This is a genomic window from Serratia sp. 1D1416 (assembly GCF_003641105.1).
In the GTDB taxonomy this organism is placed as follows: Bacteria; Pseudomonadota; Gammaproteobacteria; order Enterobacterales; family Enterobacteriaceae; genus Serratia; species Serratia ficaria.
Map to the genome: position 1 here is coordinate 2029962 of NZ_CP032738.1, position 12983 is coordinate 2042944.

The following is a 12983-nucleotide window of genomic DNA, read 5'->3' on the forward strand; positions in this document are numbered from 1 at the left end:
ACATTGCAGGCTGTAAATCAATCGAGCATAAAATGTGCCAAGGTGAGAAAGGGGCGGAAATGGCGCGTAACGGCGCGTTTCAGGCGGCAAAAAGCACGCTTTGGGTGCAAGGCCGGGTGGGGATGCCTTGAAACGGGGCGAATGGGGGTGTGGATGGTCGTTGATGGTTCAACGTTGGCAAATAAAAACGGCCAGCCTGGGCTGACCGTTGTGCGCGCTATCGTGGATTAACGACGAACGGCGATGGCTTCGATCTCGATCTTCACGTCTTTCGGCAGACGGGCCACTTCGACGCAGGAACGGGCCGGGAACGGCGCGCTGTGCTCGCTGAAGAAGGCTTCGTATGCGGCGTTGACGGTGGCGAAATCGTTCAGGTCTTTGACGAATACCGTGGTTTTCACGATGTCGGCCACTTTCAGGCCGGCGGCTTCGACGATCGCCTTCACGTTTTCCAGCGACTGGCGCGCCTGAGCGGCGACGTCGTCGGCCACGGCGCCGGTTTTCGGATCGACCGGGATCTGGCCGGAAGTGATGATCATGCTGCCCAGATCAACGCCCTGCACGTAAGGACCAATGGCTGCCGGGGCGAGTTCAGTGCTGATGTTACGTGACATTTTTTCTCCTAATATATACCCGTCATACTTGAAGCTGCCTCTGTGTTGGCTGCGCTCACTTACCCGAATCACTTACTCCAGTAAGCTCATCGGGATGCGCTCCCTTGCCGCCTTGATGCAACTCCAATTATTTTGGGTATGCCATTTGTCTTTCAAACCGCAGCGTCGTTGGCTGCGTGCGATCACCGTAGGGGACGAATACATGCGTTCTCTACGGCATTCCATTATAGGGAGTGGCGAGCGGATTAACAGCGCCGTCCGGTAAATGAGCAGATTCAATCCGCCTGCAGCACCACCTGATGCTCGAACTCTTTCTCGCAGTAGCGGCACTTCAGGTGCACGTCGCCGTCGCGCGATTTAACGCTGAAGCTCGAGGCCACCGGCTCGCTGCGGCTGATGCAGTTGCCGTTCGGGCAGGTCAGCACGCCGTCGATATGGTCCGGCAGGCTGAGGGTCAGCTTGCGCACCACCTCGTAGTTGTCGATGCGGTTTACCGTGGCCTTCGGCGCGTACATCGCCAGCTGGTTGGCCTGCTGCTCGGTCAGGAAGGTGTTCTCGATCTTGATCAGGTCTTTGCGGCCCAGCTCGTTGGAGGGCAGGTTCAGGCCGATGGTGATGCGCTGATCGGTGGCGGTCAGCTTGAACAGCGTCAGCAGCTTGAAGCCTACCTGCGCCGGAATATGGTCAATCACCGTACCGCATTTGATCGCTTCGACCTGCAGTTTGTTATCGTGAGTCATGACGGTTCCCCCCTTAAAGAGCCAAATCTGCGGTTAATACCAGCGCCAGCAGCGCCTGGCGGGCGAAGATGCCGTTGCCCGCCTGTTGGAAGTAGTGGGCGTACGGCGTGGTGTCCACGTCCGTGGTGATCTCGTCGATGCGCGGCAGCGGGTGCAGCACCTTCAGGTTGTCGCGCGCGCCGGCCAGATCCGCGGCGCGCAGGACGAACTGCGCCTTCACGTTGGCGTATTCGGAAGGGTCGAGACGCTCTTTCTGCACCCGGGTCATGTAGAGAATATCCAGCTCCGGCACCACCTCTTCGATGCTGCCGTGCAGGCTGTACTCGATGCCTTTTTCTTCCAGCATCTTCAGGATATAGGTCGGCATCGCCAGCGCTGGCGGGGCGATAAAGTAGAAGCGGTTGCTTTCGAACTTGGCCAGCGCCTGGGTCAGCGAGTGCACGGTGCGGCCGTATTTCAGGTCGCCCACCATGGCGATGTTGATGTTGTTCAGGCGGCCCTGGGTTTCCTGAATGGTGAACAGGTCCAGCAGGGTCTGGGTCGGGTGCTGGTTGGCGCCGTCGCCGGCGTTGAGCACCGGAATGCCGCCGGAAAACTCGGACGCCATGCGCGCCGCGCCCTCCTGCGGGTGACGCATCACGATGGCGTCGACGTAGGTGCCGATCACCGAGATGGTGTCGGCCAGGGTTTCGCCTTTCTTGCCCAGCGAGGTGTTGCTGCCGTCGGCGAAGCCCACCACCGAGGCGCCCAGGCGGTGCATCGAGGTTTCGAACGACAGGCGGGTACGGGTCGAGGCTTCGAAGAAGCAGCTGGCGATCACCTTGTGTTTCAACAGCTCCGGCTGCGGGTGCGCCTTCAGGCTGGCGGCGGTGCGCAGCACCAGCTCCAGATCCTCGCGGCTGAGATCGTTAATAGAGATGATATGTTTGTGATACAGCGGGTTGGCCATTTTTCACTCTCCTCGACGCGTGCCCGTGGCGCGGGACTTCTTTTCGATATTCTTAAGGCAAAAAAAAGCCCCTCAACGAGGGGCTTGAAACGATCGGTTTGGCAACAGGAGAAACAACGGCAGCTGGCCGCCGATTGGCAGTCGGTTTTGTCGGTTGTGGCTAACAAAACAAACGTCGTTTTTCATGCTTTCTCCTGGCAAATTGTCGCGCATTATACTCGCGCTTTTCGCCACTGCAAGCGCTAAAACGTCGATTTTTGCGCTTTCGCAATCGATTGGCCGGCGCTTATTTGCTGACGCGATCGTAGTAGACCATGTCGGCGTTCAGCCCCTGCCGGTAGCCCTTGACGTTGTCGCGCAGCACCACTTCGGTCTTGGCCTGGTCGATAAACACGTACGGCGAGCTGCGCTGCAGCTCTTGCTGCATGGCGGCATACAGCGCGCTGCGCTTGGCCGGATCGGCTTCGGCCACCGCCGCCAGCGTCTGCCGGTTCAGCTGCGGGATCCGCCAGCCGTTCAACCCGGCGACCGTGCTGGCCTTGCCGTCGTTGTAGGCGAAGGCGCTGGCGTTGGAGTGGGCGTCGAAGTAATCCGGGATCCACAGGCGGATCGCCGCCTGATGCTGTTTGGCGCGCACCCGCGAATACACCTGGCTGCCGGCGGCCGGCAGCAGCTCCACCTTCACGCCGGCGGCGGCGAAGCTGGCCTGCAGCGCCTGGGCGATGGTGATGAACGGCGGCTTGTTCTCCACGTCCAGCGTGAAGGACGCGTCGCTGATGCCGGCCTTGGCCAGGATCGCCTTGGCCCTGGCCGGATCGAAGCTGAACGGGTTGGTTTCCAGCGCGCCCGGCAGCCCGACCGGCAGGAAGCTTTGATGCACGAAGTACTGGCCCTTCAGCAGATCCTGGGTAATGCCCTGATAATCGATCAGGTAGCGCGCCGCTTCCCAGAAGGCCGGGTTGTTCAGCAGCGGGTTGGCGCCGTTGCCGGTGTTGAACACCAGGTAGTTTTGCTCGGCGGACGGGATCTCCAGCACCTTAACGCCCGGTTGGTTCTTCAGCGTGTCGGTCTGGTCGGCGCCCAGCTCGCGCGCGATGTCGGCGTCGCCCTGCTGGAGCAGCAGGCGGCGGGTGGCCGGATCCGGCACGTTTTTGATGATGATGCTCTTCAGCTGCGGCTTGTCGCCCGGCGAGCCTGGGTTGGCGTCCAGCACGATCGCCTGATGCGGCTGGTAGACGCGCATCTTGAACGGGCCGCTGCCGGCTGAGTGCATTTTCAGCCAGGCGTTGCCGTAGTCGCCGTCTTTAACGTTGGCCAGCGCCGCTTTGCTGTCGACGATCGAGGCGATCGGCGTAGAGAGAATGTTCAGCGCCACCGCCGGGCTGACGTCGGCGCTCCAGCTCAGTTGGATCGTATGCGCGTCGATCTTCTTCAGCTGCGCGTCGATATTGTCCGGCTGCCAGCCGAGCACGTTGAGGATAAACGCCGGCGACTTGTTCATTTTCACCGCGCGGCCGTAGGAGAAGATCACGTCGTCGGCGGTCAGCGGATTGCCGGAGGCGAACGCCGCCTGCGGGCGCAGCTTCACCGTCAGGGTTTTCGCCGCGGCGTCGCTTTGCCAGCTCTCCGCCAGCACCGGCGCCACCTTGGCCGGGTTATCGCGATCCGCCTGCACCAGCCGCTGATACAGGCTCGGCACCGTCTGGATGCTGGAGAGTTCGTTGGCTTCCGCCGGATCGAGGCTGACGATGTCATCCAGCGATTGCACCACCACCAGGGTGTTCGGCGGGGTCGCGGCCGGTGCGGCGGCGGGCAGGGCGGCAAGCATTAACAGCGGCAAGATTTTGGTTTTCATCGATGTGTATCCCCTGAAGGCGCCAGGCATGGCGCCGAGAAGTGTTTGTTATCGTTGTTTTTCGCATCAGAGTAGAAGCTTAGCCCTAGGTTGGCAAAGGTCTAGCGGTTATTTGATATGCCGGGAATTGCCTGGGCGCATTGGGGAAGGTTGCCGGAAGGGCGGAGGGGGGCAGGGAGCGCGATGTCGCCTGCGCTCCCCGTTGCCTTTGCGTGACGCGCCCCGGCAATAGGTTTTAAATCGTGTCGCTGAGGGTGGCGACCAGCACCGCCTTGATGGTGTGCAGCCGGTTTTCCGCCTGATCGAACACCACGCTGTGCGGCGATTCGAACACCTCGTCGGTGACCTCCATGCCGCCGTGCAGGCCGTACTGTTCCGCCATTTGCTTGCCGAGGGTGGTCTGGTCGTCGTGGAAGGCCGGCAGGCAGTGCAGGAACTTGACGTTCGGGTTGCCGGTCAGCTTCACCATCGCCATGTTGACCTGATACGGCTTCAGCAGCGCGATGCGCTCGCGCCAGGTTTCTTTCGGCTCGCCCATCGACACCCATACGTCGGTATACAGGAAGTCGGCGTCCTTCACCCTTCGGCGATATCTTCGGTCAGGGTGATCTTGGCGCCGGTGCGCTGCGCCAGCGCCCGGCACTCGGCCACCAGCTCCGCCTGCGGCCAGCAGGCCTTCGGCGCCACCAGCCGCAGATCCATGCCCGCCAGCGCGGCGGCCTCCAGCAGGGTGTTGCCCATGTTGTTGCGCGCGTCGCCGACGTAGGCGAACTTCACCTGGTTCAGCGCCTTGCCCGGCAGCTGCTCCTGCACCGTCAGCAGGTCCGCCAGCAGCTGGGTCGGGTGGAACTCGTCGGTCAGCCCGTTCCACACCGGCACGCCGGCGTGGTTGGCCAGGGTTTCCACCAGCTGCTGGCCGTAGCCGCGGTACTGAATGCCGTCGTACATGCGGCCCAGCACCCGGGCGGTGTCCTTCATCGACTCCTTATGGCCGATCTGGCTGCCGCTCGGGCCGAGGTAGGTCACCTGGGCGCCCTGATCGAATGCGGCAACTTCGAAAGAGCATCGGGTGCGGGTCGAGTCTTTTTCGAAGATGAGCGCGATGTTTTTGCCCTGCAGCCGGCGTTTTTCCCGGCCCTGCCGCTTGGCCTGCTTCAGATCGGCCGCCAACGCCAGCAGCGCCTGCAGCTCCGCGGGGGTGAAATCCATTAACCTCAGAAAGTGACGTCTGTAGAACGGGTTGCTGGTGCTCATTGCCGGATGTCCTGATTGTTTAATTGAATTAAAATTCACTTTATATGTATGAATATTCAATTTCAACCCCGAGGGAGAAATCTTTCACGTTTATCGTGGAAGCAATGTCGGCGCTGTGTGAAAATAGAAGGAATAAAGGCCATTTGACTTGAGGATATAGGCATGGCAAACCGCGAATTGCTGGAAGAACAACGTGAAGAGACCCGCCTGATCATCGAAGAACTGCTGGAAGACGGCAGCGATCCGGACGCGCTCTACACTATCGAGCACCATCTCTCCGCCGAGAAGTTTGAAGTTCTGGAGCAGGCCGCCGTTGAAGCCTTCAAGCTGGGCTACGAAGTGACTGACGCCGAAGAGCTGGAAGTGGAAGACGGTTCACTGGTGATGTGCTGCGACGTGATCAGCGAAGTCGGCCTGAACGCCGAGCTGATCGACACCCAGGTCGAGCAGCTGGTGGCGCTGGCGGAACGCTGCGGCGTCAACTACGACGGCTGGGGCACCTACTTTGAAGATCCGAACGGCGAAGACGACGGCGAGGATGACGAAGACGGTGACTTCATCGACGAAGACGACGACGGCAAACGCCACTAATTAACCCTGCGGGCCGGCTCTCGTCGGCCCCTGATAAACGACATGACATACCGATCCCTGTTAGCCCCGATTTTAAACTTCCTGCACTGCGAAACCCCAGATGCCTGGATCGACGCCGCGCGCCGCCCGGAAAACCTGCAGCTGCTGCTGACCGACCATATGGTGTGCGAGCTGAAGGCGGCGCAGACCGGCATGTGGCTGATCCGCCGCTACGTGGCGGACAAAGAGAGCGGCGACGCGTTGCTGGCGTTGCTGCGGCCCTACGAGGCGTTTCTGCACGAGGCGCAGGGCGTGCCGGAGGCGTTGTTCCGGCAGGGCCAGTTCACCCGCAAAATCCTGCCGAAAAACGGCTCGGCCTACGGCCAGGATCTGGCGGATAAAATGGTGTTGTTGATCAAAGAAGAGCTGCATCACTTCTCGCAGGTGCTGGAGATCATGCAGGCGCGCGGCATCGCGTACCGCAAGATCACCGCCAGCCGCTACGCCAAGGGCATGATCCGCGAGATCCGCACCCACGATCCGGCCACGTTGATCGACAAACTGATCTGCGGCGCCTACATCGAGGCGCGATCCTGCGAGCGCTTCGCCAGGCTGGCGCCGCATCTGGACGACGAACTCAACCGCTTTTACGTCTCGCTGCTGCGATCCGAAGCGCGCCATTACCAGGATTACCTGCAGCTGGCGGAACAGATCGCCGGCGGCGACATCAGCGAACGGGTGGCGCATTTCGGCCGCATCGAAGCCGAGCTGATCCTGGCGCCGGACAGCGAGCTGCGCTTCCACAGCGGCGTGCCCGCCGCCGCCTGATTGCCCGGGCGCTCGGTTATTGCGGGGCGCCCAGCAGCAAATCCACCGCCTTTTCCGCCAGCATGATGGTCGGCGCATTGGTGTTGCCGCTGGTCACCTGCGGCATCACCGAGCAGTCGATCACCCGCAGCCGTTCAAAACCGTGCACCCGCAGCTGCAGATCGGTCACCGAGTCCTGCGGCGACGGGCCCATGCGGCAACTGCCCACCGGGTGATACACCGTCTTGCAGAAGTTGCGCACGAACGCCTCCAGCTGCGCCTCGTCGCGGGTCCATTCCGGCTGCGGCATCAGCAGGTCTTTGATCAGCGGTTTCAGCGCCTCGGTCTGCAGGAAACGCAGGCCGAACTTCACCGCGCGCACGCTGCCGGCCAGATCCTCCGGGTGGCCGAGGTAGTTGGCCTGCAGCTTGACCGGATCGGCCGGGTTGCGGCTGCGCAGCTGCACCTCGCCGCGCGCCTTCGGCTGCAGATAGCCGACCTTCAGCGTGAAGCCGTGGATATTCGGCAGCGGCTCGCCGGGCACGTCGTCCCAGCTGTCGAGCAGCGGCAGGAAGTGGATCTGCACGTCCGGCCGGCCGTCGCCCAGGCTGTCGCTGAAGGCGGCGCCTTCCAGCACGTTGGAGCTGAGCACGCCGCTGCGGAACGCCAGCCACTGCGCGCCGTGGCCCAGCGCCTGCAGGCCGCGATCGGCGCCGAACAGGCTGATCGGCTCGCGGGTGCTGACGTTGATCGACATATGCAGGTGATCGTGGAAGTTCTTGCCGACCGGCAGGTCCGCTCGCACCTCGATGCCCAGCTGCTGCAGGTGTTCGCGCGGGCCGATGCCCGACAGCATCAGCAGCTTCGGCGAGCCGACCGCCCCGGCGCTGACGATCACTTCCCGCGTGGCCTGCGCGCCGACCTCGGCGCCGCCGTTCTGGCTGTAGACCACGCCGGTGGCGACGTTGCCGTCGAAGGTCAGCCGGTGCACCAGTGCGTTCAGCTTCACCACCAGCCGCCGCTCGTCGCGCACCGCCTTCAGGTAGGTGCGGGCGGTGCTGGCGCGCTCGCCGTTGCGGGTGGTGGTCTGGTAGAAGCCGACGCCGTGCTGGCTGTCGCCGTTGAAGTCGTTGCGGTAGGGCAGGTTCAGCTCCTGGCCGGCGCGGATAAACGCCATGCTGAGCGGGTGGCGGTAGCGGTTCTCGCTGACCGGCAGCAGCCCTTCGCCGCCGTGATAGCCGTCGGACAGGCTTTCGTTGGCCTCGGCGCGCTTGAAGTAGGGCAGCAGGTCCTGATAGCCCCAGCCGGCGCAGCCGTAGCGCTCGGCCCATTCGTCGTAATCCTGCCGCTGGCCGCGGATGTAGATCATGCCGTTGACCGAGCTGCTGCCGCCCAGCACCTTGCCTTGGGCGATTTGCATGCGGCGGTTGTTGGCGTGCGGCTCCGGCTCGGTCTCGTACGGCCAGCTTTTCTTGGCGATGATCTTCGCCACGCCGGCCGGCATTTTGATAAACAGGTTATTGTCGTCGCCGCCCGCCTCCAGCAGCAGCACCCGCGCCTGGGTGCGGCGGATCAGCTGCGCCGCCAGCACGCAGCCGGCGGAACCGGCGCCAACGATAATGTAATCAAATGAGTTTTCCGACATGACAGCTCTCCGTGCGCGATAGGGATGCTGGCAGAGTAACGCAGGGAGGAAGGTGGTCAATTTGCGATCGTTAATTTATTAACGAACTTCACATTAAATTTGCCTCGTTGATTTTACGCTCAGTTTATCTGCTTGAAAAACGAGGTTATCGCGAATTTTTCTGATTGATGTTCATGTTAATGAAAAAGGGGCGCGGCAGGCTGCGCCCCCGTTGAACGCGCCCTGCGCTTACAGGGTTTTCAGCATGGTGACTTCGCAGTCGACGTGGCCGGTGGCGCCCATGGCGTAGCCGATGTGCTCGAAGCCCAAATGCTCATACAGGCCGACGGCCTGCGTCAGGCTGGCGGTGGTCTCCAGGTAACAGCGGCGGAAACCGTGCTGGCGGGCGAAGTCCAGCGCCTGCAGCGCCAGGCGTTTCGCCAATCCCTTACCGCGCAATATCGGCAGGAAATACATTTTCTGCAGTTCGCAAACGTCGTCTTCGCCGCCCTGCAGCGGCGCGACGCCGCCGCCGCCGGCGATCCGGCCGTCGACCTCGATCACCCAGTAGGCGCTGCGCGGCAGGCTGTAGAGCTGATACAGGGCGTCCAGGTTGGGATCGGAGACGGTATAGCCTTTATCCGCCGTCAGGCCATGCTCGGCGGAGACTTCGCGAATGACGTTAGCAATAGCGGCATTGTCTTCAGCCGTTATTGGGCGCACCAGAAAACGCACTGGGGTTGCTGTTGTCATGTTTACACTCGCCATAAATTAACAGAGACCTGGTTTATTTTTATCGCAGCGCGAAACGCGCCGGGGTTATTTCCCGGCGGCGTCCATGCGGCATTCATGAGTACTTTGTAATAACACTGAAGCTGGGCCAGACGCAACGGCGATAAAAAAACAGCGGGGAAATCCCCGCTGTTTTCAACCGTTGGCGCAAGCCGGCAAATTACAGCGCGGCGATGGTCGCCTGCTGTTCCTGCAGCTTCACCTTGCCTTCCTTGCAGGCCGCCAGACGGTCGCGCTCTTTGGCGACCACCGCTTCCGGCGCGCGCGCCACGAAGCCTTCGTTGGCCAGCTTGCCTTCGATGGCGGCGATTTCCGCATCCAGCTTGCCCATCTCTTTCGCCAGACGCGCGATCTCGGCGTCTTTGTCGATAAAGCCGGCCATCGGGATCAGCAGCTCGGCGCCGTCCACCAGCTTGGTGACGGAGACCGGGCCTTTCTCACCGGCCGGCAGCGGCGCGATGGAGGACAGGCGCGCCAGGCGGGCGATGAAGCTCTGGTTTTCCTGCAGGCGGCGCTGGGCGTCGGCGCTGCAGTTGCGCAGCAGCACGTCCAGCTGCTTGCTCGGCGCGATGTTCATCTCGGCGCGAATGTTGCGCACCGCGGTGATCGCCTGCTTGATCCACTCCAGATCGTTCAGCGCCTGCTCGTCTTCCAGCGCGGCGTCGTAGGCCGGGAACGGCTGCAGCATGATGGTGTCTGCGGCGCTGCCGGTCAGCGGCCTCACGCGCTGCCAGATGGTCTCGGTGATGAACGGAATGATCGGGTGCGCCAGACGCAGCAGCGCTTCCAGCACGGTGATCAGCGTGTGGCGGGTGCCGCGCTGTTCCGCTTCGCTGCCGTTGCTCACCACCGGCTTGGTCAGCTCCAGGTACCAGTCGCAGAACTGGTTCCAGGTGAATTCGTACAGGATGTTGGCCGCCAGATCGAAGCGATAGGTGTCCAGCGCTTCGCGGTAGGCTTTCACCGTGCGGTTGAATTCGGCCAGGATCCAGCGGTCCGCCAGCGACAGCACTTTATCGCCGCCGTTGAAGCCGCAGTCATGCTCTTCGGTGTTCATCAGCACGAAGCGGCTGGCGTTCCACAGCTTGTTGCAGAAGTTGCGGTAGCCTTCCAGGCGCTTCATGTCCCAGTTGATGTCGCGGCCGGTCGAGGCCAGCGCCGCCAGGGTGAAGCGCAGGGCGTCGGTGCCGTGCGGCTCGATGCCGTTCGGGAACTGCTTCTCGGTGCGCTTGCGGATTTTCTCCGCCAGCTGCGGCTGCATCATGTTGCCGGTGCGTTTTTCCAGCAGGTCTTCCAGCGAGATGCCGTCGACCATGTCCAGCGGATCGATGACGTTGCCCTTGGACTTGGACATCTTCTGGCCTTCGTCGTCGCGGATCAGGCCGGTCATGTAGACGGTCTTGAACGGCACCTGCGGCTTGCCGTTTTCATCCTTGATGAAGTGCATGGTCAGCATGATCATGCGTGCGATCCAGAAGAAGATGATGTCGAAGCCGCTGACCATCACGCTGGTCGGGTGGAAGGTTTTCAGCGCTTCGGTCTGCTCCGGCCAGCCCAGGGTGGAGAAGGTCCACAGGCCGGAGGAGAACCAGGTGTCCAGCACGTCTTCGTCCTGGGTCAGCGCCACGTCGGCGCCCAGGTTGTTCTCGCTGCGCACTTCTTCTTCGCTGCGGCCGACGTAGACTTTGCCGTTCACGTCGTACCAGGCCGGGATGCGGTGGCCCCACCACAGCTGGCGCGAGATGCACCAGTCCTGAATGTCGCGCATCCAGCTGAAGTACATGTTTTCGTACTGCTTCGGCACGAACTGGATCTCGCCTTGCTCGACCGCTTCCACCGCCACTTTGGCCAGCGGCGCGGTGCGCACGTACCATTGGTCGGTCAGCATCGGCTCGATCACCACGCCGCCGCGGTCGCCGTAAGGCACCGTCAGGTCGTGCGGTTTGATCTCTGCCAGCAGGCCCAGCTGCTCGAAGGCCGCCACCACCGCCTTGCGTGCGGCGAAACGCTCCAGGCCGCGGAACTCGGCCGGGATCTCGCTGCAGTAGTCGGCGCAGACTTCGCCCAGGGTGTTGAACACCTCGGCTTGCTGGCGGATGTCGCCGTCGAAGGTCAGGATGTTGATCATCGGCAGGCCGTGGCGTTTGCCGACTTCGTAGTCGTTGAAATCGTGCGCCGGGGTGATCTTCACGCAGCCGGTGCCTTTTTCCATGTCGGCGTGTTCGTCGCCGACGATGCGGATGCGGCGGCCGACCAGCGGCAGAACGATCTCTTTGCCGATCAGGTCCTTGTAACGCGGGTCTTCCGGGTTGACCGCCACGCCGGTGTCGCCCAGCACGGTTTCCGGACGGGTGGTGGCCACCACCAGATAGTCTTTGCCCTCGGCGGTTTTGGCGCCGTCGGCCAGCGGGTAGCGCAGGTGCCACATGGAGCCTTTGGACTCGCGGTTTTCCACTTCCAGATCGGAGATGGCGGTGCGCAGTTTAGGATCCCAGTTCACCAGGCGCTTGCCGCGGTAGATCAGATCTTCTTTGTGCAGGCGGACAAACACTTCGCGCACCGCGTTCGACAGGCCTTCGTCCATGGTGAAGCGCTCGCGCTCCCAGTCCACGGAGTTGCCCAGGCGGCGCATCTGGCGGGTGATGGTGCCGCCGGATTCCGCTTTCCACTGCCAGATTTTTTCGATGAACGCATCGCGGCCGTAGTCGTGGCGGGTTTTGCCTTCTTCCGCGGCGATCTTGCGCTCCACCACCATCTGGGTGGCGATGCCGGCGTGGTCGGTACCGGCCTGCCACAGGGTGTTTTTACCCTGCATGCGCTGGTAGCGGATCATGGTGTCCATGATGGTCTGCTGGAACGCGTGGCCCATGTGCAGGCTGCCGGTGACGTTCGGCGGCGGGATCATGATGCAGAAGCTTTCCTGGCCGGTGTCGCCGTTCGGCTTGAAGTAACCCTGGCCTTCCCAGTGATCGTACAGCTTCTGTTCGATCTGTTTTGGGTCGTATGCGGTGTCGAGCTGACTGTTTGTCTTTTCCATTGTATATCGTTGTTCAGTGAGTTGGCGGCGTAGCCGTGGTCAAATGGAAGCCGACGCTGCGATAGGCTTTGTAACGGTCGCGCGCCAACTGTTTCAGGGTGTCTTCGTAAGGGACGAAGTCTACCACTTCATGGAAAGCGGTAGCAAAATCTGCAAACTGCGGCAGCAGGGCGATCAGCAGATCGCGCGGGGCATTGCCGCGTTTGCCGGGCCAGCACAGCTCCACCGGGGCGCCGTAGTGCGGCCCTTCGCCGGCCAGGTTGTGCGGCACGAACTGATGGGGCTCGCGCTGCCACAGCGCTTCGTCCAGCCGCTGGGCCTGTTCCTGGCTCTCGCAGGCGATCAGCACCCGCTTGCCGGAACGCCAACGCTCGGCGGCAACGGCGCAGGCTACGGCCTCATGGGCGCTGAGCGCGCCCGCCGGTTCCGCCTGTTCGATTAGATAGAACGTTGCCTGTTTGATCATCTGATTCACCGCTGCCTATAAAAAAACAGGGTACAACGTGTTGGTTGCGCCCTTTTGGGACGAAGCAGATAACTCTGCCCCTTCGCTGCTGAAAGGATTATATACCCAATAGGTTTCAAGTTGCAGCTAGGCGGCAAGTTCGTTCATCCCCAGGAGCTGACATGAGGTCAGTGACTGGGGTGACAAATCTGCCGGGAGCAGATTTGAACGCTGCTTGCAGCGGCCCCTTACGGGGCATGGCCCATGGATGGGCCATGTAACTAAATGCGGCCAAC

Annotated in this window: 10 protein-coding genes and 1 pseudogene; 2 read left to right on the forward strand and 9 right to left on the reverse strand. The window is 62.1% G+C overall.

The window, feature by feature from the left end; genetic code table 11:
* Nucleotides 1-227 precede the first annotated feature (227 nt).
* From ridA to argF, 5 genes and pseudogenes are all read right to left on the reverse strand, one after another.
* On the reverse strand, nt 228-614 hold the full coding sequence (gene ridA, locus D7I37_RS09655; RefSeq protein ID WP_073970355.1) for a 2-iminobutanoate/2-iminopropanoate deaminase: 387 nt from the start codon (nt 612-614) through the stop codon (nt 228-230).
* A 275-nt stretch (nt 615-889) separates the two neighbouring features.
* Complete coding sequence (gene pyrI / locus D7I37_RS09660) at nt 890-1354, reverse strand: aspartate carbamoyltransferase regulatory subunit (RefSeq protein ID WP_061800584.1); 465 nt, start codon at nt 1352-1354, stop codon at nt 890-892.
* 13 nt (nt 1355-1367) lie between these two features.
* Nucleotides 1368-2303 (reverse strand): aspartate carbamoyltransferase, encoded by a 936-nt coding sequence (gene pyrB, locus D7I37_RS09665; RefSeq protein ID WP_129543607.1) that lies wholly within the window; start codon nt 2301-2303, stop codon nt 1368-1370.
* 286 nt (nt 2304-2589) lie between these two features.
* Entirely contained in the window at nt 2590-4158 is a 1569-nt protein-coding gene (locus D7I37_RS09670) for an ABC transporter substrate-binding protein (RefSeq protein ID WP_129543608.1), read from the reverse strand.
* A gap of 235 nt (nt 4159-4393) precedes the next feature.
* Nucleotides 4394-5412: pseudogene (gene argF / locus D7I37_RS09675) on the reverse strand (ornithine carbamoyltransferase).
* 162 nt (nt 5413-5574) lie between these two features.
* On the opposite strand from argF, the gene rraB reads away from it, so the two are divergent.
* Nucleotides 5575-6003: a ribonuclease E inhibitor RraB gene (rraB, locus tag D7I37_RS09680; protein WP_061800579.1), complete on the forward strand. Its 429-nt coding sequence runs from the start codon at nt 5575-5577 to the stop codon at nt 6001-6003.
* A 42-nt stretch (nt 6004-6045) separates the two neighbouring features.
* Nucleotides 6046-6810, forward strand: coding sequence for a tRNA isopentenyl-2-thiomethyl-A-37 hydroxylase MiaE (gene miaE / locus D7I37_RS09685; RefSeq protein ID WP_061800578.1), 765 nt, complete (start codon nt 6046-6048; stop codon nt 6808-6810).
* Nucleotides 6811-6826: 16 nt separating this feature from the next.
* Here miaE and D7I37_RS09690 read toward each other — a convergent pair whose 3' ends face one another.
* From D7I37_RS09690 to D7I37_RS09705, 4 genes are all read right to left on the reverse strand, one after another.
* Complete coding sequence (locus D7I37_RS09690; RefSeq protein WP_095095532.1) at nt 6827-8434, reverse strand: GMC family oxidoreductase; 1608 nt, start codon at nt 8432-8434, stop codon at nt 6827-6829.
* A gap of 228 nt (nt 8435-8662) precedes the next feature.
* Nucleotides 8663-9166 (reverse strand): GNAT family N-acetyltransferase, encoded by a 504-nt coding sequence (locus tag D7I37_RS09695; RefSeq protein WP_129543609.1) that lies wholly within the window; start codon nt 9164-9166, stop codon nt 8663-8665.
* Nucleotides 9167-9365: 199 nt separating this feature from the next.
* Nucleotides 9366-12242, reverse strand: a complete 2877-nt coding sequence (locus tag D7I37_RS09700) for a valine--tRNA ligase (protein WP_129543610.1) — start codon at nt 12240-12242, stop codon at nt 9366-9368.
* 13 nt (nt 12243-12255) lie between these two features.
* A complete protein-coding gene (locus tag D7I37_RS09705) occupies nt 12256-12705 on the reverse strand; it encodes a DNA polymerase III subunit chi (RefSeq protein ID WP_095095538.1) in 450 nt (149 codons plus the stop codon).
* Nucleotides 12706-12983: the final 278 nt, after the last annotated feature.